Below are 22,017 nucleotides of genomic sequence, written 5' to 3'. Positions count from 1 at the left end.
GGTCGCTGAGCTTGTCAGGCGAACAGAGCGCTTGGCAATCGCAGTGGTTATCGGAATCGCGGTTCTGCTGATCTTGGCGCCGGTGGTTTACCTTGCACTTTCTTACGGGATCTGAGACGGCCCGACCTATGGGATCTGAAATGGCCTGATTGGTCTCGTAAATCTCACAAACTGTGCCGACGGTCTTCCTCGCAAGACGGGTGTTTCCCGTCACAGATCAGGAGATCGAACGCGACGACATGGAAGGGTCCTGTGCAGCGCTCCTTTGTCGAGTGGCGTAACCCTGGTGGTCGGCTTGAAAGAGCGCCTTTACCAGAAGTTGCCAACAGGAGCTGCTGTCGCAACTTCTTCTTTCGATACGCCGTGTTGCACGGGAGCAGCCGTCACTGATCGCGCCCGTGGACCGACGACGCTACTCGGAACCAAAGGGATGGGACGCGGTTATCCCCGCGAAGGGATAATTAGCAGGTGGAGATATTACAATGAAAACAATGATCGTGAGCGCCTTGGCGCTGTTCATTGCCATGCCGACGATAGCTCCGGCAGCCGAAGCTGACGTGGTCATCACGACCCACCATCGACATCATCACAGGAGCGTAAAGGTCATCAATGACCAGGGTCAACGCCTTCATCACCGCAGACACGGCACGGTTGCCTTCTACGACCACGGCCGCAGACATCATCGCCGGGATACGGTCATCGTGACCGGCTCGATCGAGCGCAGCCATCATCGCTATTATCGACATCATCGGCATCATCCCGTCGTCATCCAGGACGACAACGATTACTGATCCTCTCCGCACGGCCCCGGCTCTGTCAACGGAGTCGGGGTCGCGTGGGAGTCAGATAGCTCCTGACGGCAGCCATCGATAAGGTCGGTAAATCATTGATTCCAAAGGCATGTGATTTGGCTGGGGCGCCAGGATTCGAACCTGGGAATGTCGGTACCAAAAACCGATGCCTTACCACTTGGCGACGCCCCAGCAAGCGAGCTTTGCCCGTTGCGCGCGGCCTTATAGGACGAGCGGCACGAAAGCTCAATGCCGAGTTGGCCACTGTGCAAAACTGATCCACCGCTTGGCGCGGGGACGCGCTATTCGCCCCAGACCGCCAACTCGTTGCCGGCGGGATCGGTGAAATGGAACCGCCTGCCGCCCGGGAACGAGAATATCGGCTTGACGATCGTGCCGCCGGCGCTTTCGACAACGTCGAGCGTTGCTTCCAGATCCTGCGAATAGAGCACCGGCAATGGTTTCGCCGGCGCCTCCGCTGCATCGGCCTGGAAGCCGCCATCGAGCCCTTCGCCGAAGGCCGAATAGGTCGGCCCGTAATCGGTGAACGACCACGAGAAGGCGGCGCTGTAGAAAGCCTTGACGCTGTCCAGCGTCGCGCCGGTCGCGGGCAGTTCGAGATAGTCGAGTTTTCCGTTGAGTTTCATCACGCTGCTCCCAACTTGTTCCCTATATGTTCTATATCCTGGGCAGCGATCCGGCAAGTCTTTTCGACGCAGCTTTTGCTTAATCGATTGTAGTCGCCGGGCTTCGCTGCCACACCTTGCCTTTCGCACTGCAGCATAATAACGCTCGGGTCGGAACGCGGGGGAACCGGGTCTTGGCCCCGGTGTTCTATCTTCCGAGGACTTGGAGGGCGAGCATGACCAAATGGGTCTACACCTTCGGCGATGGCGCCGCGGAGGGACGTGCGGGCGACCGCAACCTTCTCGGCGGCAAAGGCGCCAATCTGGCCGAGATGTGCAGTCTTGGCCTGCCCGTGCCGCCGGGCTTCACCCTCACCACCGAAGTCTGCAACGCCTATTACGCCAACGGCAACAGCTATCCGGCCGCGTTGCAGGCCGATGTCGTCAAGGCGCTGGACCATATCGGGCAGCTGACGGGGCGCCGTTTCGGCGATCCGTCGAAGCTGCTTCTGGTCTCGGTCCGCTCCGGGGCCAGGGCCTCGATGCCGGGCATGATGGACACCGTGCTCAATCTCGGCCTCAATGACGAGACGGTCGAGGCGTTGGCAGCCGATTCCGGCGATGCCCGCTTTGCCTATGACAGCTACCGCCGCTTCATTCAGATGTATTCCGATGTCGTCATGGGTCTCGACCACGAAGTGTTCGAGGAAATCCTGGAGGACCAGAAGGCGAGCCTCGGCCACGAGCTCGACACCGAACTGACAGCGCAGGAATGGCAGAGCGTCATCGCCCTTTACAAGGCCAAGGTCGAGGAGGAACTCGACAAGCCGTTTCCGCAGGACCCGCACGAGCAGCTGTGGGGGGCGATCGGCGCGGTATTTTCCAGCTGGATGAACAACCGCGCCATCACCTACCGGCGCCTGCACGACATCCCGGAAAGCTGGGGCACGGCGGTCAATGTCCAGGCCATGGTATTCGGCAACATGGGCGAGACGTCGGCCACCGGCGTCGCCTTCACGCGCAACCCCTCGACCGGCGAAAAGATGCTCTATGGCGAATTCCTGGTGAACGCGCAGGGCGAGGATGTCGTAGCCGGCATCCGCACGCCGCAAAACATCACCGAGGCGGCGCGCATCGCCGCCGGCTCCGACAAGCCGTCGCTGCAGAAACTGATGCCGGACGCGTTCCGGTCCTTCGTCGACATCTCCGACCGCTTGGAACAGCACTACCGCGACATGCAGGATCTCGAATTCACCATCGAGCGCGGCAAATTGTGGATGCTGCAGACGCGTTCCGGCAAGCGCACCGCCAAGGCGGCGCTGAAGATTGCCGTCGAAATGGCGCGCGACAAGCTGATCACGACGGAGGAGGCGGTCGCCCGCATCGATCCCGCCTCGCTCGATCAGCTGTTGCATCCTACCATCGACCCCAAGGCCGCGCGCGATGTCATCGGCGTCGGCCTGCCGGCTTCTCCGGGCGCCGCGACCGGCGAGATCGTCTTCTCGTCCGCCGATGCCGAGGATCTGAAGACGCAAGGTCGCAAGGCAATCCTGGTGCGCATCGAAACCAGCCCCGAAGACATTCACGGCATGCATGCTTCAGAAGGCATCCTGACCACGCGCGGCGGCATGACCAGCCACGCCGCCGTGGTCGCGCGCGGCATGGGCAAGCCTTGCGTTTCGGGCGCCGGCTCGCTGCGTGTCGACTACAAGGCCGGCACGCTGATGTCGATGGGCCAGACCTTCCGCAAGGGCGACATCATCACCATCGATGGTAGCAACGGCCAGGTGCTGAAGGGCGCCGTGTCGATGCTGCAGCCGGAACTGTCGGGCGATTTCGCCGCCATCATGGAATGGGCCGATGCGGTGCGCCGCATGAAGGTGCGCACCAATGCCGAGACGCCGCTCGATGCGCGCATGGCGCGCTCCTTCGGCGCCGAAGGCATCGGCCTCTGCCGCACCGAGCACATGTTCTTCGACGGCGAGCGTATCGTCGCCATGCGCGAGATGATCCTGGCCGATACCGAGAAGGACCGCCGCACCGCGCTTGCCAAGCTGTTGCCGATGCAGCGCTCGGATTTCCTCGAACTGTTCGAGATCATGGCCGGCCTGCCGGTGACGATCCGGCTGCTCGATCCGCCGCTGCACGAATTCCTGCCCAAGACGGAAGCGGAGGTGGCGGAGGTCGCCGCCGCCATGAACGTCTCGCTCGACAAGCTCAGGCAGCGCACCGAAGCCCTGCACGAGTTCAACCCGATGCTCGGCCATCGCGGCTGCCGCCTCGCCGTCTCCTATCCCGAGATTGCCGAGATGCAGGCGCGCGCCATTTTCGAGGCAGCCGTCGAGGCCGGCAAGAAAGCCGGCGCGCTGGTCGTTCCCGAGATCATGGTGCCGCTGGTCGGCCTGGTGAAGGAGCTCGACTACGTCAAGGCGCGCATCGATGCGGTCGCCAAGGCTGTCATGGACGAGACCGGCGTCAAGATCGACTATCTCACCGGCACGATGATCGAGCTTCCGCGCGCGGCGATCCGCGCCCACGTCATCGCTGCTACGGCCGAGTTCTTCTCCTTCGGCACCAACGACCTCACCCAGACCACTTTCGGCATCTCGCGCGACGATGCGGCCTCCTTCCTCGAGACCTATCGGCAGAAAGGCATCATCGAGCAGGACCCGTTCGTCTCGCTCGACATCGAGGGCGTCGGCGAACTGGTGCGCATGGCTGCGCAAAAGGGCAGGGCGACACGGCCCGACATCAAGCTCGGCATATGCGGTGAACATGGCGGCGATCCGGCCTCGATCCGCTTCTGCGAAGAGGTCGGCCTCGACTATGTCTCGTGCTCTCCCTACCGCGTGCCGATCGCAAGATTGGCCGCAGCCCAAGCCGCGGTGCAGATTGCCAAAACAGCAGTGCCGCGCCCCAAAAAGAGCGCCGCGGCATCCTGATTTCGACACAGTCCTTTCGGTATCGATGAAACGGCCACCCGTGGGTGGCCGTTTGGCGCTAAGCTTACGATTTTGTAAGCAAATTCACGCTGATGTGCGCGCCCCAACACGCAATCCAGACATCGTTTCTTCCCAATTTCACGGCCCCCCAACCCGCCCGGTGCCGAGAAAAAGATGTTACAGATTTCGCCCAGACCCTTCCGCTCGATCCTGATTATCCAGACCAAGTTCATCGGCGATATTGTTCTGTCCTCCACGCTCGCCAAGAACCTGCAGCTCGAATATCCCGGTGTCAGGATCGTCTTTCTCTGCGAGGCGCGCCTCGCCAGTTTCGTCACCGCGCACGGCATCGCCGCCGAGGTCGTCAGCTTCCGCCGCGCCGCCATGCGCGGCACCCCGCTGGAGCGTGGGCGCGAGCTCTATTCTATGATCAGCAAGCTGCGCCAATTCCGTTTCGACCTGACCATCGACCTCACCGATTCAAAGACATCGCGGCTCATCGTCAGGTTCCTCAACGCCAGCACCCGCATCGGCTACAATCCTCCGGAAAGGCCGCTGCGCTGGCATGAGCGCCAGCCCGCCAATGTCTTTGCCGAGCCGTTCGGTTTTGGCGAACGTCACTATCTCTACCGCTACCTTTCGCCGCTCGAGCCGCTCGGCGTCGGCCTGCGCGTGCGGGTGCCGTCGATTCGGCCATTGCCGATGGAGACGGCGAGGGCCCAGGCATTGCTGGACAAACACCATTTGCGGCCAAACGGCTTTATCGCGGTGCATGCCGGCGCAAGTTTTCACGGCCGGCGCTGGCAGCATGAACGCTTTGCCGCCGTGATCGACACGATTTCGCGCGAAACCGGACTGGATTTCGTACTCGTCGGCGGCCCTGACGAGCGCAAGCCGGCCGAGCAGATCCTCGCCAGTGCCGCGTCGATCGTCAACCTCGTCGGCGCGCTGTCGCTGGAAACGCTGCTGGCGGTGTTGCAGCAGGCGCGGCTGTTTGTCGGCAATGAGAGCGGCCCCATGCACATGGCAGCAGCGGCCGGAACGCCGGTTGTCGGCCTTTTCGGCCTGACCAGCCCGGCCGTCTGGGGACCGGTCGGCGTGCCCAGCCTCGCCTTGCAGCCATCCATGCCGTGCAATTGCGTGGCGGGCAGCCTGTGCAATCCGCTCGATCCCAGCAAGGCCTGCTGCGTCTGGCGCCTCGAGGTCGAACCGGTCGTCGCGGCCGTGCGCGAAGTCCTGTCACGCACGCATGTGGAACTGGAACACGCCGTCTGACGGTGCGCGGCGGTCACATTGTCGGGATATCAGCTTTCTCACGGCCACTATCCCGATTTCCGCCTTGTTGCGAGTCCTGGGATGCGGCTATGACAGCGCCGATTCTCAGACAAGACAGGCATCCCTTGCAAAAGCTGTTTTGCGCCTTGGCGCTATCTATCGTGGCCGTGTCCTCGGCCCAGGCCGCGCCGCTTGTCGAGCCGGCGCTGCATCTGAAGGCTGAGGACGGTAGCAGTGTCGGCCGCGTCGCGCTTACGCTCGACGCCTGCGGCGGCCAGACCGATACGAGGATCCTGTCGGCGCTGGTGGAGAACCGGATTCCGGCGACGATCTTCGTCACCGGTATCTGGCTGAAGCGCAACGCCGCCGCCGTCGAGATCATGCGCGCGCATCCGGACCTGTTCGAACTGGAAAACCATGGCGGCCATCACATCCCGGCCGTCGACACGCCGCGCAAGATCTATGGCATCCGCAGCGCCGGCAGCCCGGAAGCGGTGCAGGCCGAAGTCGAATCGGGCGCTGCCGCTCTCGCTGGCACCGGCGAGCCGGCGCCGAAATGGTTTCGCGGCGCGACCGCCGAATACAGCCCGTCGGCTATCGCCATGATCCGCAAGCTTGGCTTCAAGGTCGCCGGCTTTTCGATCAACGGCGATGGCGGCTCGTTGCTCGGCGCAAAGGAAACCGCCCGGCGCATCGCCGCCGCCAAGGATGGCGATGTCATCATCGCCCACATCAACCAGCCGACCCACGCCGCCGGCGAGGGCGTCGTGCAAGGTCTGCTCGCGCTGAAGGCCAAGGGGCTGACGTTCGTGCGGCTGGATGACGCCGACGGCGTCGGCAACGACGGGACGACTGATTAGGCTTAGGCGGCGGCAGGCAGTTTCATCGCCTTTGGACTAACGTCGCCGACGTTTGAGATTAGCCGAGGCCTCTAAACTTCTTCATCCCAGGATGAAACAGGAGCGAAGCTCCGTCGCGAAGACCCTGGGATGACGAAGCGAGCAACGGCGGCTTGAGTCGCTTGCTCAGGCCGGTGCTGCTTCGATACTGACCCTGTTGGGATAAAACGCGCCGTGGTCGCGAATCTCAGCCATTTCGTCGAAGGGCTGCTCATAGCCCCACATCGCGTCCTTGCCGGTCTCACCGGCCGGCAGCACGCTCCAGTAGCTGGCGTCGCCCTTGTAGGGGCAGTGGGTCGACAGGGTGGTTTTGCCGAGCTGGGTGAAGTCGATGTCTTCGAAGGGGATGTAGAATGCCTGGGGGTAGGGCGGTTCGGACAGAAGCTTCGCCCGCGTCGATGAGGCGATCACCGTATCGCCGGCACGCACGACCACGGTACCGCGATAGGGTTCGACGGTGATGACCTTGCCGGGATTGCTCTGAAAGCCGGGGGCGGGGTTGGCGATCTGGTCCATGCGGGGTTCTCCTTCTTCGATTGGGAGCACAGTCCGATTGAGAGCGTGCGGGATTGCTTCCCATGTCTCTAAAATGTGTCTGGAGAACCCGTTGCGCAAGCCTTTGCCAGTAGGCCAGAGCTGGCCTTCCGATCACTAAAAACGATCCCGCGTGGAATGCTCAGGCTGCGGTCCTGAACACGTCCATGAGGCCGGCATAGGCCGCGGCAATACCGGCTACCGGGTTGGTGCTTCTTGACGTCGTCTCGACCTTCAGTGGGCCGCCGCCGGTCGGCAAGGTGAGCAGCAGGAACTGGCGATTGCCGCCGTCGCCGATCGATGCGGCGGCGACATGCTGGCCTTCGCCTTCGTTCTGGACGCACATTTTGAACAGCAGCGTGCCGCCGACCGCCTCCAGGGCGCCGCCGACCACCTCGACAAATTCGTCTTCGGAGACCTTTTTGGCCTCCGGCACGAGATCGGCCAGACTTGCGGCAAGCGTGTCTTCAAGCTCTTTGTCGTCGAGTTGAATATCGTCCAACTGCACGTCTTGGGCCCCGCTGTCATCCAGCTGCCTGCCGTCGATCTGCCTGTCGTCGATCTGCCTGTCATCGATCTGCCTGCCGTCGATCTGCTTGTCCTCGAGCTGCGTGTCCATGCGAACCTCTTTCAGTCGCCAATCCGCACCCCTACCCCGTTAGCGAACCTTAACGTCGACGATGGCCGGATTGTGGCGGTTTTCTCCGCCTTTCCATCACTGCTTGCTTCAGCCGTTAACGGTTTGAGACGTGACGACTGGACAATCCTTCCGTTCGTCCCACAATGGAACAAAAGACGGGAAAACGAGGGACCAATGGGAGGAACCAGATGCTCGGACTGATGCAGGAATGGCCGCTGCTCTGCCACAAGCTGATCGACAATGCCGAGCGGCAGCACGGGACGCGCGAGATCGTCTCGCGCTCGATCGAAGGTCCTGTCGTTCGCACCACCTATGCTGAAATTCATCGCCGCGCCCTCAGGGTCGCTCAACGGTTGGAGCGCGATGGCTTTGTGCTCGGCGACCGCATCGCGACCCTGGCCTGGAACACGGCGCGCCACATAGAGGCCTGGTACGGCATAATGGGCATCGGCGCCATCTACCATACGCTTAACCCGCGTTTGTTTCCCGAGCAGATCGTCTGGATCATGAACAATGCGCAGGATAGAGGGATCTTCGTCGACCTGACCTTCATGCCGCTGCTGGAAAAGATCGCCGGCGCGGTCAAATCGCTGAAAAAGGTGATCGTCCTGACCGACAAGGCGCATCTGCCTGAAACGACGCTGCCGAATGTGGTTGCCTATGAGGACTGGCTGAACGAGGCCGATGGCGACTTCGCCTGGAAGGTTTTCGGCGAAAACACCGCAGCCGGCATGTGCTACACCTCCGGCACGACGGGCGATCCCAAAGGCGTGCTCTACAGCCACCGCTCGAATGTGCTGCATGCCATGATCGCCGCCATGCCCGACGCCATGGGCCTCTCCGCGCGGGACACGATCCTCCCCGTCGTGCCAATGTTTCATGCCAATGCCTGGGGCCTTGGCCAGAGCGCGCCGATGATCGGCGCCAAGCTGGTCATGCCCGGTTGCAAGATGGACGGCGCCTCGATCTACGAACTGCTCGACACCGAGAAGGTGACCTTCAGCGCCGCCGTGCCGACCGTCTGGATGATGCTGCTGCAGCATCTGGAAGAGACCGGCAAGAAGCTTCCCTATCTCAGCAAAGTCGTCATCGGCGGCTCGTCCTGTCCGCGCGCCATCACCAGGAAATTCCAGGACAATTACGGTGTCGAAGTCATCCATGCCTGGGGCATGACCGAAATGTCGCCGCTCGGCACGCTGTGCACCATGAAGCCGCAATATCAAGCGCTCGAGGGCGAGGCCCGGCTCGATATCCAGGGCAAGCAGGGCTACCCGCCCTTCGGCGTCGAGATGAAGGTGACGGATGACGACGACAAGGAACTGCCCTGGGACGGCAAGACCTTCGGCCGGCTGAAGGTGCGCGGTCCAGCCGTCGCCAGCGCCTATTATGGCGGCGTCGGAGCCGAGCAGTTCGACAAGGACGGCTGGTTCGACACTGGCGATGTCGCCCATATCGATTCCGGCGGCTACATGCAGATCACCGATCGCGCCAAGGACGTCATCAAGTCGGGCGGCGAGTGGATATCGACCATCGACCTGGAGAACCTCGCCGTCGGCCATCCCGATGTCGCCGAGGCCGCGGCGATCGGCGTCCATCATTCGAAATGGGGCGAGCGGCCCTTGCTGGTCGTGGTCGCCAAGCCCGGCAAGGAGCCGAGCAAGGCCGATATACTGGCGTTCATGGACGGCAAGGTGACGAAATGGTGGATGCCCGACGACGTCGCTTTCGTCAGTGAAATCCCGCACACCGCCACCGGCAAGATCCAGAAGATCACCTTGCGCAAGCAGTTCAGCGACTACCGCCTGCCGACGGATTGACCGGGACCGTGCGTTTCCTTGACCTTCAAGCTACCGGCGGCAAAAACGTTAGGGCAGGGGATGTTCAATTTGAGCATCCTTTGCTCTAAGCGTCTGTGCGGGTTGGGGCGGTGCTGAAGACAATGGAAATTGACGAGCGGCAGACATCGAAGGCGGCCGGCTGGTCGCGGCGCACGGGCGCTTTTGCCCTGGTCCTGCTGCTGACCGTGCTGGCCGGCCATCATTTCGAACTGGTCGAAACGCCGGCCTTCCTGTGGGTGCTGGCGATCGTCGCCTTGCTTGCCGCGTTCGCTTTGCTGTTTGCCGGCCTCGCTTTGTCCCGGCTGTGGCATTTCGGTGACCGTGGCGGCCGCGACCTCTCGGTCGGCGCCCTGCTGGCGCTGCTGGTGCTGACGCCCTACGGCTTTGCCACCTATTTGGCGGCGACCACGCCGCCCCTGAGGGACATCACGACGGACCTCGACAATCCGCCAGTGCTCGACACCAGCGACCGCACCAAGGACATGAACGTGCTCGCGCTGCCAACGCCGGGCGAAGCGCGCCTGCAGGCCGACGCCTATCCGCTGGTCACCGGGCATAGCTACAATCTGCCTTTCGAAACCGTCGTCGACGCCGTTGAAACCGTGCTCGACCGCCGCGATTGGCAACTTACTGCGCCATATCCGGTGACGGACGGTCAGGACGAGGTGACGATATCAGCCGTTGCCCGGAGCTTCGTGGTCGGCCTGCCCGCCGACGTCGCCATCCGGGTCAGCAATGACGGCGACACGATCGTCGTCGACATGCGCTCGGCCTCCCGCTACGGCCGCTACGACCTCGGCGACAATGCGGCGCGCATCGTCGGGTTCCTCGCCGAACTCGACCAGGAGGTTGCAGGGCAGGTGGGTGCCGCGCCGGCTGAGTAGTTCTACCCCACCGGCACAAAAACGCCGTCGATGGCCGGGTCACCCTGGGTAGCAACCAGGCCGCGCGCCACCAGGTCCTCGAGATGGGCAAGCACCGACAGGCCGGCGGCGCCATGCAGGCGCGGGTCGGTGTCCCTGTAGATCGCCTTGACCATGTCCGGGATTGTCCGGTCGCCGCCCCGGATCCGTTCGAGGATCGCCCGTTCGCGCATCTTGCGGTGAGTCTTCAGCCCGCGCATGAAGCTGCGCGGCGCATTCACCGGGCCGCCATGGCCGGGCAGCAGCAGGCGGTCGCCGCGCGCGACCAATTTATCCAGCGAGGCCATGTAGTCGGCCATCGCGCCGTCTGGCGGCGCCACGATCGACGTCGCCCACGCCATCACATGGTCGGCCGAAAACAGGATGCCGGTGCCTTCGAGCGCAAATGCCGCGTGATTGGCGGTGTGGCCCGGCGTCAGCACCGTCCGGATCGTCCAGTCATCGCCCTCGACCAGCGCATTGTCGGGCAACGCGATCTCCGGGACGAAAACCGTGTCGGCGCTGGCGTCGAGCGGGTTGATCTCGCCGATCCGCAGCGGCCTTGCCGGGCGGTGCGGGCCTTCGGCCAGTACAATAGCGCCGGTGTGCGCTTTCAGCCGGGCGGCCAGCGGAGAATGGTCGCGATGCGTGTGGCTGACGAAGATATGGCTGACCGGCCGGTTTGCGATCACCTTGAGCAGCGTCTGGAAATGCACCTCGTCATCGGGGCCGGGATCGATCACCGCCAGCGTATCGCGCCCGACGATGTAGCTGTTGGTGCCGTGAAAGGTGAACGGGCTGGGGTTTTTGGCGGTGACGCGCAAGACGTCCGGCGCAACGGTGACGCCCTCGCCATAGGCCGGATCGAAGCTGGTGTCGAATTTGAGCGCCATGGCGGTGTCGTTGAATCTCTGTTCAGGAAGACGGCAAAACTGATTGCCGCATAACACGGAAGCCAATATAGAAAAACGCAAGGCCGCGATCTGCGGCAATCCGGATTGGGGAAGACCATGGCACTTGCAACGACGATGCGCCCGCTTGTTTCTCTCGCTTTGCCCCAGGAGGGCGCGCAGCGCCTGGCAACCCAGCTTTTGCTGGCGATCGCCGGAACGCTGCTTTTGACCCTGTCGGCCAAGACGAAAGTCGTGCTCGGGCCGGTCGACATCTCGATGCAGACGCTGGCCGTCCTGCTGATCGCCACCGCATTTGGCCTGCGGCTTGGCGTCGCTACCCTGCTTCTCTACATGGCCGAAGGCGCCATGGGCTTCCCGGTCTTCCAGAGCACGCCTGAAAAGGGCATCGGCATCGCCTACATGATCGGCGGCACCGGCGGTTATCTCGCCGGCTTCGTCGTCATGGCGGCCATTGTCGGCTGGGCCGCCGACCGCGGCTGGGACCGCCACCCGATCAAGTTGTTCAACGCCATGCTGGTCGCCGAAATCGTCATGATGGCCATGGGCTTTGCCTGGCTGGCCACCCTCATCGGCGCGGAAAAGGCGTGGCAGTTCGGCGTTTTGCCGTTCGTCCTCGGCGACCTGATCAAGGTTGCGCTCGCCGCCAGCCTGGTGCCGGCGGTATGGTCGCTGCTGCCCAAGCAGCCCTGAAACCGGACAAATGAATGAGCCGGCGGGTCCAAGGCCCGCCGGCTTTTTGTTGTCACGCGTCCGCCAGCCGATGGTGCAAGCCGGTTGCCAAATCGCCACGCCCATTTGCATCGTCAGCTTGTGCCTGGTCGGTCAAATTGCCGCGAGGCGGCAGATGCAGAGCAATTCTGGCGCCGATCCACGGCCGAGATTGAATTGACAAGCCATTGCGCGAAACCTAAGCACGGGCAACTTGATTTCGAGGCGGGGGCCGGTAATTCAAGGAGAGCTTGTTGAAGGGAATAATCCTTGCAGGAGGCAGCGGGACGCGTCTGTATCCCCTTACATTAGCGATCTCTAAGCAGATTCTGCCGATATACGACAAGCCGATGATTTTTTATCCGCTGAGCGTCTTGATGCTCGCCGGTATCCGCCAGATTTTGATCATTTCGACACCTCGCGACTTGCCGGTGTTTCGGGAGTTGCTGGGCGACGGTTCGGAATTCGGGGTCGAATTCTCCTATGCCGAGCAGGCGCAGCCCAACGGGCTTGCCGAGGCCTTCATCATCGGCCGCGACTTCATCGGCAAGGATAATGTGTCGATGATTCTCGGCGACAACATCTATTTCGGCGAGGGCCTGTCGCAGCTCTGCCGCACTGCTGCGCAGCGCCAAAGCGGCGCGTCGGTGTTCGCCTACCATGTCGAGGACCCGCAGCGCTACGGCGTGGTGTCGTTCGACAAGCTCAGCGGCACGGCTTTGACGATCGAGGAGAAGCCGCGGGAGCCGAAGTCCAACTGGGCGGTCACCGGCCTCTATTTCTACGACAATGAGGTCGTCGACATCGCGTCGACGATCAAGCCCTCGGCGCGCGGCGAACTCGAGATCACGGCGGTCAACAACGTCTATCTCGAGCGCGGGAAATTGCATGTGCATCAGCTCGGCCGCGGCTATGCCTGGCTCGACACCGGCACGCATGACAGCCTGCATGAAGCCTCTTCCTTCGTGCGCACGATCGAGCACCGCCAGGGGATCAAGGTCGCCTGTCCTGAAGAAATCGCTTTCGAGCAGGGCTGGCTGACCGCCGACAAGGTGCTTGAGCGCGCCACGCGCCTGGGCAAGAACGAATACGCCGCCTATCTGCGCCGGCGTGTCACCGAGCTGACGGAGACATAGGGTGCTGGAAGTCAGGCAGCTCGGTTTGGACGGCGTGCTGGAAATCGTGCCGAAGCGGCACGGCGATGCGCGCGGTTATTTCATCGAAACCTGGAATGCCGAGGCCTTTGCCGAGGCCGGCATCGATCTGCGTTTCGTCCAGGACAATCATTCCTATTCGGCTGCCGCAGGTGTCGTGCGGGGGCTTCACTATCAACTGCCTCCACGCGCGCAGGACAAGCTGCTGCGTGTAATCAGAGGCCGCATTCTCGACGTGGCGGTCGACATCCGCCGCAGCTCGAAAACCTTCGGAAAATGGGTCGCGCTCGAGATATCGGCCGAGAAAGGCAACCAGATCCTCGTGCCGAAGGGGTTCGCGCACGGTTTCGTCACGCTCGTGCCGGACACCGAGGTTCTGTATAAGGTCACCGACACCTATTCGCCGGCGCATGATCGATCGATCCGTTTCGACGATCCTGATATCGGCATCGATTGGCCGTCGCCGGCCGGCGCCTTCGAGCTCTCGGCCAAGGACCTCAAGGCGTCGGCGCTTGCTGAGGCCGAGGTGTTCGCATGACGCGCGACGATGTGAGGAGAGCGCCATGAATTTTCTGGTGACAGGCGGTGCCGGCTTCATCGGCTCGGCCGTGTGCCGGCATTTGTGCGCCAATCCGGCCTACCATGTGACCAATCTCGACAAGCTCACCTATGCCGGCAATCTGGCCTCGCTGCGCACCATCGAGAATGCACACAACTACAAATTTGCGCAGGCCGACATCTGTGACGAGCGGGCGGTTCTCGACATCCTCCACCGCGACGAGATCGACGTCGTCATGAACCTCGCCGCCGAAAGCCATGTCGACCGCTCGATCGACGGACCCGGCGCCTTCATCGAGACCAACATCGTCGGCACCTACCGGGTGCTGAATTCGGCGCTCGAATATTGGCGCGGCCTTGACGAGGACAGGAAGGCGCGCTTCCGCTTCCACCATGTCTCGACCGACGAGGTGTTCGGCGATCTGCCCTTCGATGGCGGCATGTTCGTGGAGGAGACGCCTTACGCGCCATCCTCGCCCTATTCCGCCTCCAAGGCCGCATCCGACCATCTGGTGCGGGCCTGGCACGAGACGTACGGCCTGCCGGTCGTGCTCTCCAACTGTTCGAACAATTACGGGCCTTATCACTTCCCCGAAAAGCTGATCCCGCTGGTCATCCTCAACGCGCTCGACGAAAAGCCGCTGCCGGTCTACGGCGCTGGCGCCAATGTGCGCGACTGGCTGTTCGTAGAGGATCACGCCCGTGCTCTGGAACTGGTCGCCACAAAGGGCCAGCCCGGCGAAAGTTACAATGTCGGCGGCAATTCCGAGCGTACCAACCTTGGCGTCGTCGAGACGATCTGCGGCCTGCTCGACATCAGGCGTCCGCGCAGCGGCGGCAGGAGCTACCGCGATTTGATCAGCTTCGTCACCGATCGGCCCGGCCACGACCGCCGCTATGCAATCGATGCCTCCAAGATCGGCCGGGATCTCGGTTGGGCGCCGGCGGAGAGTTTCGACAGCGGCCTTGCAAGGACCGTCGACTGGTTCCTCGACAACAAATGGTGGTGGGGACCGATCCGCGAGCAGCGCTACGCCGGCGAGCGGCTGGGGCAAGTCCGGTCGCGCGGCCAGGTTGAAGGCAGGAAGGGCGCGGCGTGAGGCTGGTTGTCACCGGACGCGACGGTCAGGTCGCTGCCAGCCTGCTGGAGGCCGGGCAGAGGCGCGATGGCATCGAGGTCGTCACCCTCGGCCGCCCAGTGCTCGATCTGGCGCGGCCCGATACGGTGTTCGACGCACTCGCGGCAGCGCGGCCGGATATCGTGGTGTCGGCTGCCGCCTACACCGCCGTCGACCAGGCCGAGGACGAGCCCGATCTTGCCTTCGCTGTGAACGCCGTCGGCGCCGGCAAGGTCGCCGAGGCGGCCGCGAAGCTCGGCGTGCCCGTAATCCATCTGTCGACCGACTACGTCTTCGATGGCACCAAGGACGGCGCCTATGTCGAGACCGACGCCACCGCACCGCTCGGCGTCTACGGCGCCTCCAAGCTTGCCGGCGAGCTGGCCGTGGCCGCCGTCAATCCGCGCCATCTGATCCTGCGCACCGCCTGGGTCTACAGCCCGTTCGGCAAGAATTTCGTGAAAACCATGCTGCGGCTGGCCGGCGACCGCGACGAGATCGCCGTGGTCGCCGACCAATGGGGAAATCCGACATCCGCACTTGATATTGCCGACGCGATCCTGCATGCGGCGGCGGTGTTGCGCGGCGACGACAGCTTCGACGGCTATGGGATCTACCATCTCGCCGGAGCCGGAGACGTCAACTGGAGCGGCTTTGCACGCCACATTCTGGAGGCAAGCCTGTCACATGGCGGGCCGTATGCTGCGGTACGGGATATTACGGCGCGCGACTACCCGACCAAAGCGCGTCGCCCGGCTAATTCGCGTCTTTCGACGCAAAAATTCACAGCCGCATTCGGATCGGAGGCACAGGGGTGGCAGCAATCGACAGGGCTTGTGGTGCGCCGCATCTTGCAAGCCCAGCCGGCAGCATGGAAAGACGTAGCGATTGTGTCTGTTAAGCGATGAAACAGCTTGTCGCTATCTTTATGTCGGCCGAGTCGCCATATCGTGGCGCCTTCATGCCTGTCGCGGAAATTACCAAGCCTGAGCAAGTTACACTGAAGGAAGTATCATAATGTCGGGTGTATCAATGGTTTGGCTTCGGCTCGCGCAGTTTGACATACGGCTTCGTTACCGGAATTCGACTTTCGGGCCTTTCTGGATTACGCTGAACACGGCAATATTTGCCCTTTCAGTTGGGATTCTATATGCTGTCTTGTTTAAGCAGCCTATCAGGGAGTTCATACATCACTTGGCTACGAGTGTAGTCTTGTGGCAATTTCTATCTGGAGCAATAATTGAAGGTTCGGAAACTTTAATTGGATCTCACGATCTTCTTCTAAATACGAAGATCTCGCCGGCCTCATGCATATTTCGTTGTGTCTCTAAGAACATAATAATATTGATGCACAATGTGCTAATTATATTCATAACTCTAATTATTGCCTATCCGAACTCCGGCTTGAACATACCAATGTTCATCGTCGGAACCGCGCTGTTGGCTGCCCATGCCGCCTGGATATCGACCATCGTAGCGATTGTTTCTGTGCGATACAGAGACGTTCCGCTGATCACCGCTGCCGTTATGCAGCTTCTGTTCATGCTTTCACCGATTATCTGGACGGCAAAGGTTCTCCCTACCAGCTCTCCGTTCCTGGTCTACAATCCTGTCGCCTACATCATCGATGCAGCGCGAACTCCACTGATGAGCGACGGCACCGACTACATGAGCGTGCTCGTGTCCGCCATTATTGCCGGCGTGGGGAGCATCGCCGCCTATCTTCTCTATCGAAGGACGGAGCACCGAATTCCGTACTGGCTTTGAATTCTGACGCCGTCACACAATTGTATTGGAAGCCCCATGTCACCGCCATCCATTCATCTGAGCGACGTCACCGTCCGAATTCCGGTCTGGTCCGCTCCGGCAAATCGTTCTCTCAAGCAAGCCGCGCTCCGTTTCACCACGGGCGGGCGTTTGCTGGCCGGTGACTCCGGCCGTTTCGAAGTCGCGGCTCTCGATGGCGTGTCGCTTGATCTTAAACCCGGCACCCGGCTGGGGCTGAGCGGGCACAACGGTGCTGGCAAGACGACACTGTTGCGTGTCTTGGCAGGCATTCTCAAACCCACCAGCGGGACAGCTGTGATCAACGGGGACTCGGCCGTCCTGATAACGCCCTCCATGGGTTTATCTCCCGAACTCACGGGCCGAGAGTTCATCCGGCTCCAGAGCCTCATGACCGGTATCGCCCCCCGTGAAATCGAGCGCCAGACCGAATCGATTATCGAGTTCTCGGAACTGGGCGATTTCATAAATTTGCCGGTACGCACCTACTCGTCCGGCATGCAGACACGGCTGTCGTTTTCGGTTGTCACCGCATATCCGACCGATATCGTGCTTCTTGACGAAGGGCTGGGCACGGGCGACGCGTCATTTCAAAAGAAGGCCAGAGAGAGAATGGAGCATTGGCTCAACAATGCCGCCATCGTCGTGCTGGCATCGCATTCCGATGCCCTGATCCGGTCGATGTGCAGTTCCGCGGTGTTTCTCGAGAAAGGTCGCGTCGTGAGAGAGGAGACCTTTGGCTAATGCGTCGTCAGCTGACTGCAACGCTCGCCGGCGCCGGCGCCCGAATCTTCGGGCACCAGGATTTGAAACAATCCTACCATAAGGTCTTCGACCCCGACGTTCCCCTGCAAAGCTATAGGGGCAGGCTTGCCTATTGGTGCATGTCGGCGGCGCACCGCCTTGGCTTCCTCTCCGACCTGCAACTGTCCTACCTGTCGCAGCTGCCGCTCGTCCCGGCGGTCGCTCCGCCAAACCATGTCTATGATCACGAGTTCTTGAACCTGCGGCTGAATCGAATCTACGACATGCCGGACGTCGAGATAGATGAGCGCCGGCCGCAGACGATCAATGTCCTGGTTCCTGCTTTCGACTTCAAATCGATCTCGGCCGGGTTCTTCGGCGTCTTCCAGATGGCGCTGTTCTTGCGCAAGACGGGTATCAATGTTCGCCTCGTCCTATTTGATAATTTCTATTTCAATATCGCCGACTTCAGAGAAAAGGTTTTGAAATACCCCGGTATGGAGGGTGTCTTCGACGAACTCGAAGTCGAGTATATCGGCGAGAGGCGGAAACCGCTTGCTATATCGCGCTTCGACTATGCTGTGGCGACCGTTTGGTATTCAGCCTATTTTGCAGAGAAGATTACAGCGCGCACAGAGAGCAAGAAGTTTATATACCTGATACAGGACTATGAGGCTGTATTTTATCCGGCAAATAGTCTATATGCCGTTGCAGATCGTACATACGCGATGGACTACGACGCGATATTTTCAAGCGAAAGCCTTATGCAGTTCTTCATTTCGAATGATGTCGGCGGCATAAGGTCTCGCGGCATGTCGCATACGTTTTTCAACAACGCCTGCTCGTCCAATCTACTGCCCAAGGACATGTTCATCCAACGCAATCTTGCAAAGAAAAAGAAGACGATCGTCTTCTATTCTCGGCCGGTGGTGGATCGGAATATGTTCGAACTTACAGCGTTAGCTCTTACGACGGCCTTCAGGCGGGGCATTTTCGACCCCGAGGAATGGGATTGCGTGGGCATGGGCTTGGGAGAAGGTGTTGTCGAGTTGCAGCCCGGGGTTCGATCGGTTTCGTTGCCAAGGATGGACCTCAGCAAATACATCGAGGAGGTCTCGGGTTTTGATATCTGTCTCACGCTGATGGCTTCTCCGCATCCGAGCATGATCCCGATGGATCTGGCCGGATCCGGCTGTGTCGTTGTGACAAATACCTTCAAGACAAAAACTGATGATTATTTGAAGGGCCTCAGCGGAAATATCATCCCGGCTGCTTCGGAATTGAATGAAATCGTTTCAGCTTTGGAGCTGGCAAAGTCGAGGAGCGGGGACCTGGAGCAGAGGTACAGATTTGCCAAGGCAATGAAGTATCCGCGGGATTGGGACCAGTCGCTCACTGCCAAACATCTGAATTTCTTCAAGCGTCGCCTGCAGGTTCGCGCGGAAAAAGCAGCAACCGGCAAACAATAACCGTCGTGAATTTTTTCGATTGCCGGCGCCGCGGTCGGGGCGACTGCAACAAGGAGCGTAAGACGGTGGCGATGGCTACATCACACAAGGCGGTCAGACTCGCTTTGCCGCGGGGGCCACGAACCCTGATAGTGGTCGGATGTGGCCGGGGCGGCACAAGCCTCGTCGCCGGTGCGGCCATAATCCTGGGCGTGCCCATGGGATCGTCACCCGATTCCATCATCCATGAGGATATGGAGCTCGTTTATGCGGCCCAGGGTCGGGACATCGATGGCCGCCTGATCGATGGTTCGGCAGATAATGGCTTGAAGAAGCTGGAAGAGATCATCGAGGCGAGAAATGATGCCAATGATCTATGGGGTTGGAAAGATCCGTCTGCCGATCTTTACCTCGGGGCGATAGCGGAGGTCGTGAGGAACCCGTTCATCGTGTTCGTCAACCGCGACATGGCTGCGGTCGCCCAGTCCGAAGTCAAGCAGATGCAGTCCTCGATCGAGCAAGCCTATGACCTGGCGCTGATCAGGTACAGCAGATATTGGGAATTGCTGCAGCGATTGCAGTGGCCGACGCTCCTTGTCAGCTATGAGCGTTCGCTGTTGAACCCGGAGTCACTGTTGTGCGAGATCGCAGATTTTATTGGACTTGAGCCCCCCAGCGAAAGACAGCGCGGTTTCATCAAGCAGTTCGCTTCCGGGCGGGATTATCAGCAACTGGACTTGGCAAACGCCGCTGTCTAGGCTTGATGGCTTGCCGGGCACTTTCGTCGGGGGGCGAGAGACAGTGGTGACAAGGACGTAACCTTGGCATGGGGACGCATGCATTGGACCAGCCTGTGTTGGGTTTCATCGTTGGTGGGGTGCAGAAGTCCGGCACGACCAGCCTGTTCGGCTATCTCAGGCAACACCCACAGCTGGCGACGCCGTCCGTCAAGGAGATGCATTTCTTTGACGACGAGACGCAGAACTGGACGGAGCCGGACTATCGCAAGTTGGGAAGCTTTTTTTCCGACGATGCTGGGAGAGGCATCGGATTTGACGTGACCCCGATCTATCTCTTCTGGCCGCCATCGCTGGAACGTATAAAGCGATACAATCCCGCAATGAAGCTTGTCTTCATCTTTCGCGATCCGATCGAGCGAGCGTGGTCGCAATGGCGTATGGAGACCGGTAACCGGTCGGAGTATCTGCCTTTTCACCTGGCGATCCGGCAAGGCCGCTGGCGACTAAAGGGGTTGGATCAGACCGATCCGGCATGGCGTGTGTATAGCTATGTCGAACGGGGCTTTTACGCACGCCAACTACGCCGGCTATTTGCCTTGTTCCCAAGGGAGAACGTTCTGCTCCTGCGTTCACTGGATTTGTTGAGGGATCACCAACCTACGCTGGATGCCGTTGCCGGGTTCCTTTCCATCCAACCGTTTCTCCCCCTTGCTCCGCGAACAGATCAGCTTGGGAGACGATGTGAGAACGAGCTTCGACCTGAGGACGTAACCTATTTGCGCGAGATTTTTTACGATGACACCGTCGAATTCTCCCGACTTTCGGGGCTGTCGGTTTCCGACTGGCCGACTATTGATTCGGGCTTGGCGGTAGAAGGCTGATGGAGCGACCCAACATCCTCTTCATCGTGGCTGACGACCTCAATTCCTGGATTGCGCCGTTGGGCCGCCATCCGGACGTCAAGACGCCTGCAATCGACCGACTCGCATCGCGTGGAACGACGTTTCTGCGCGCCTACTGCACGGCGCCCTATTGCAATGCCAGCCGGATGTCCGTGTTTACCGGATGCCTGCCGACGACAACGGGTGTCTATCAGAACGAGCCATTCTGGGAGGCGCCGCTGCGCAGGGTCACACTGCTCGAGCGCCTGCGCGAGGCCGGGTATTTCTGCATGGGTGCGGGGAAAGTGTTCCATGGCAGTTTCGACTACGCCGATGCAGGGCGCAACAGGACGCCGTCGGCAAGATGGAGCGACATCGAGAACCGCCCAGCCTTGTGGGACGAATTCCATACGACCGCCGCCGAGCCGATGCCGTTGCATCGGCCGCTCAACCGCATGTTTGATTTTGATGATTTCCCGAACGTAGCGTCGATGAATCATCACTTCGATTGGGGCGCCATCGAATCCGCTCGCGAGCCGGAGATGCCCGATTTCAAGACCGCGGACGCGGTTTGCGCCTTCCTGCAAAAACCGCACGAGCAGCCGTTCTTTTGCGCGACGGGTTTCTACAAGCCGCATTTGCCCTGGTACGTACCGCAACGATTCCTTGATCTTTATCCTCTCGACAAGGTCAGCCTGCCCTTTGTCAAGAATGACGACCTTGACGACGTTCCCGCCATCGCAAAGGCTTGGGCTCTGTCGCCGCCTGACCACGAAACCGTCCTGAAACACGGGCAATGGCGCAACGCCGTCCAAGGCTATCTCGGGGCCATTTCCTACTGCGACAGTCAGATTGGACGTGTGCTTGACGCCCTGGATGCTTCGCCCGCCGCCGACAATACGATCGTGGTCCTTTGGGGAGACAACGGGTTCCACCTGGGCGAAAAGCTGCACTGGCGGAAATTCGTGCTGTGGGAGGAAGCAACGCGAGTGCCCTTCATTCTGGTGCCGCCACGAGGTATGGCGACATCGGCTCGCGTCGACCAGCCGGTCAGTCTGGTCGACTTGTTTCCTACGCTTCTTGATCTTTGCGGGTTCGAGCCACCAGCGGACATAGACGGCCGTTCACTCATGCCTTTGGCGCGGGGCGGCAAAATGGAAGACCATTGTGCGATCATGACATGGTTGCGCGGCAATCATTCTGTGCGGTCAAGCCGCTGGCGCTACACGCGCTACTCCGACTTGTCGGAAGAACTCTATGATTTGAGCGCCGACCCTTACGAGTGGAACAATCTGGCCGGCGACGCCCGCTTTGAGCAAATGTGCATGGATCTCAGTGCGCGCCTCCCGCCCGATCGCCTGGATTGAAGGCCAGCCAAGGGAATTTCCAAAAAAATATCTGGCGATCACTACAACTCCACGCTATGCGATACAAAGCGGCGGGGCTGGGGATTGGCACTCTAAACAGGTGATCGGTGACGGGTTTCCGTCGCTCTTGCACCACGTTAGTGTCCATGTCTT

Annotated in this window: 21 protein-coding genes and 1 tRNA gene; 17 read left to right on the top strand and 5 right to left on the bottom strand. The window is 60.8% G+C overall.

The genetic code is table 11. From position 1 onward, the window contains the following. Nucleotides 1-482 precede the first annotated feature (482 nt). A complete protein-coding gene (locus tag NLY43_RS08200; protein WP_023670691.1) occupies nt 483-791 on the top strand; it encodes a hypothetical protein in 309 nt (102 codons plus the stop codon). Between the two features lie 117 nt (nt 792-908). On the opposite strand, the gene NLY43_RS08195 is transcribed toward NLY43_RS08200, so the two are convergent. Further along, nucleotides 909-983, bottom strand: a tRNA-Gln gene (locus NLY43_RS08195). 110 nt (nt 984-1,093) lie between these two features. Then, nucleotides 1,094-1,438, bottom strand: coding sequence for a VOC family protein (locus NLY43_RS08190; protein ID WP_023670692.1), 345 nt, complete (start codon nt 1,436-1,438; stop codon nt 1,094-1,096). 215 nt (nt 1,439-1,653) lie between these two features. On the opposite strand from NLY43_RS08190, the gene ppdK reads away from it, so the two are divergent. The 3 genes from ppdK to NLY43_RS08175 all read left to right on the top strand — a co-directional run bounded on the left by ppdK (nt 1,654) and on the right by NLY43_RS08175 (nt 6,494). After that, complete coding sequence (gene ppdK / locus NLY43_RS08185; protein WP_023670693.1) at nt 1,654-4,359, top strand: pyruvate, phosphate dikinase; 2,706 nt, start codon at nt 1,654-1,656, stop codon at nt 4,357-4,359. A 174-nt stretch (nt 4,360-4,533) separates the two neighbouring features. Continuing rightward, complete coding sequence (locus tag NLY43_RS08180; RefSeq protein WP_023670694.1) at nt 4,534-5,634, top strand: glycosyltransferase family 9 protein; 1,101 nt, start codon at nt 4,534-4,536, stop codon at nt 5,632-5,634. 89 nt (nt 5,635-5,723) lie between these two features. After that, on the top strand, nt 5,724-6,494 hold the full coding sequence (locus NLY43_RS08175; protein ID WP_050589044.1) for a polysaccharide deacetylase family protein: 771 nt from the start codon (nt 5,724-5,726) through the stop codon (nt 6,492-6,494). A gap of 165 nt (nt 6,495-6,659) precedes the next feature. Here NLY43_RS08175 and NLY43_RS08170 read toward each other — a convergent pair whose 3' ends face one another. Together NLY43_RS08170 and NLY43_RS08165 are read right to left on the bottom strand one after the other, a co-directional pair. Continuing rightward, nucleotides 6,660-7,049: a DUF427 domain-containing protein gene (locus NLY43_RS08170; protein WP_023709856.1), complete on the bottom strand. Its 390-nt coding sequence runs from the start codon at nt 7,047-7,049 to the stop codon at nt 6,660-6,662. Nucleotides 7,050-7,209: 160 nt separating this feature from the next. After that, entirely contained in the window at nt 7,210-7,569 is a 360-nt protein-coding gene (locus NLY43_RS08165) for a hypothetical protein (protein ID WP_023709855.1), read from the bottom strand. A 326-nt stretch (nt 7,570-7,895) separates the two neighbouring features. Here NLY43_RS08165 and NLY43_RS08160 point away from each other — a divergent pair, with 326 nt between their 5' ends. Further along, complete coding sequence (locus NLY43_RS08160) at nt 7,896-9,524, top strand: fatty-acid--CoA ligase (protein ID WP_023698132.1); 1,629 nt, start codon at nt 7,896-7,898, stop codon at nt 9,522-9,524. 122 nt (nt 9,525-9,646) lie between these two features. Continuing rightward, a complete protein-coding gene (locus NLY43_RS08155) occupies nt 9,647-10,429 on the top strand; it encodes a DUF1499 domain-containing protein (protein WP_023684603.1) in 783 nt (260 codons plus the stop codon). A 2-nt stretch (nt 10,430-10,431) separates the two neighbouring features. Here the strand turns inward: NLY43_RS08155 and NLY43_RS08150 are convergent, their stop codons facing one another. Next, nucleotides 10,432-11,340, bottom strand: coding sequence for an MBL fold metallo-hydrolase (locus tag NLY43_RS08150; protein ID WP_023698133.1), 909 nt, complete (start codon nt 11,338-11,340; stop codon nt 10,432-10,434). 117 nt (nt 11,341-11,457) lie between these two features. Between NLY43_RS08150 and NLY43_RS08145 the strand changes: the two genes are divergently transcribed. The 11 genes from NLY43_RS08145 to NLY43_RS08095 all read left to right on the top strand — a co-directional run bounded on the left by NLY43_RS08145 (nt 11,458) and on the right by NLY43_RS08095 (nt 21,864). Next, a complete protein-coding gene (locus NLY43_RS08145) occupies nt 11,458-12,051 on the top strand; it encodes a biotin transporter BioY (protein ID WP_023684601.1) in 594 nt (197 codons plus the stop codon). 272 nt (nt 12,052-12,323) lie between these two features. Continuing rightward, nucleotides 12,324-13,205, top strand: coding sequence for a glucose-1-phosphate thymidylyltransferase RfbA (rfbA, locus tag NLY43_RS08140; RefSeq protein WP_023698135.1), 882 nt, complete (start codon nt 12,324-12,326; stop codon nt 13,203-13,205). Nucleotide 13,206: 1 nt separating this feature from the next. Beyond that, nucleotides 13,207-13,761, top strand: a complete 555-nt coding sequence (gene rfbC, locus NLY43_RS08135; RefSeq protein ID WP_023698136.1) for a dTDP-4-dehydrorhamnose 3,5-epimerase — start codon at nt 13,207-13,209, stop codon at nt 13,759-13,761. Nucleotides 13,762-13,786: 25 nt separating this feature from the next. Next, nucleotides 13,787-14,881: a dTDP-glucose 4,6-dehydratase gene (gene rfbB / locus NLY43_RS08130; protein ID WP_023670704.1), complete on the top strand. Its 1,095-nt coding sequence runs from the start codon at nt 13,787-13,789 to the stop codon at nt 14,879-14,881. Then, entirely contained in the window at nt 14,878-15,807 is a 930-nt protein-coding gene (gene rfbD / locus NLY43_RS08125; protein WP_023709854.1) for a dTDP-4-dehydrorhamnose reductase, read from the top strand. Before rfbB ends, rfbD begins: the two co-directional genes overlap by 4 nt. A gap of 109 nt (nt 15,808-15,916) precedes the next feature. Then, nucleotides 15,917-16,666 (top strand): ABC transporter permease, encoded by a 750-nt coding sequence (locus NLY43_RS08120; protein WP_023709852.1) that lies wholly within the window; start codon nt 15,917-15,919, stop codon nt 16,664-16,666. Nucleotides 16,667-16,702: 36 nt separating this feature from the next. Then, entirely contained in the window at nt 16,703-17,428 is a 726-nt protein-coding gene (locus tag NLY43_RS08115) for an ABC transporter ATP-binding protein (RefSeq protein ID WP_023687183.1), read from the top strand. Then, nucleotides 17,428-18,897: a rhamnosyltransferase WsaF family glycosyltransferase gene (locus NLY43_RS08110; RefSeq protein ID WP_023698140.1), complete on the top strand. Its 1,470-nt coding sequence runs from the start codon at nt 17,428-17,430 to the stop codon at nt 18,895-18,897. Before NLY43_RS08115 ends, NLY43_RS08110 begins: the two co-directional genes overlap by 1 nt. A gap of 131 nt (nt 18,898-19,028) precedes the next feature. After that, nucleotides 19,029-19,634 carry a sulfotransferase gene (locus NLY43_RS08105; RefSeq protein ID WP_023713233.1) on the top strand — a complete coding sequence of 202 codons (606 nt, stop codon included), beginning with the start codon at nt 19,029-19,031 and terminating at the stop codon, nt 19,632-19,634. 83 nt (nt 19,635-19,717) lie between these two features. Further along, nucleotides 19,718-20,497 (top strand): sulfotransferase family protein, encoded by a 780-nt coding sequence (locus NLY43_RS08100; protein WP_198025517.1) that lies wholly within the window; start codon nt 19,718-19,720, stop codon nt 20,495-20,497. Then, a complete protein-coding gene (locus NLY43_RS08095; RefSeq protein WP_023709849.1) occupies nt 20,497-21,864 on the top strand; it encodes a sulfatase in 1,368 nt (455 codons plus the stop codon). Before NLY43_RS08100 ends, NLY43_RS08095 begins: the two co-directional genes overlap by 1 nt. Nucleotides 21,865-22,017: the final 153 nt, after the last annotated feature.

The organism is Mesorhizobium sp. C416B (assembly GCF_030323165.1).
GTDB lineage: Bacteria > Pseudomonadota > Alphaproteobacteria > Rhizobiales > Rhizobiaceae > Mesorhizobium.
Note: the sequence above shows the minus strand (reverse complement) of the source record. Positions and strands in the feature narration are given on the sequence as shown.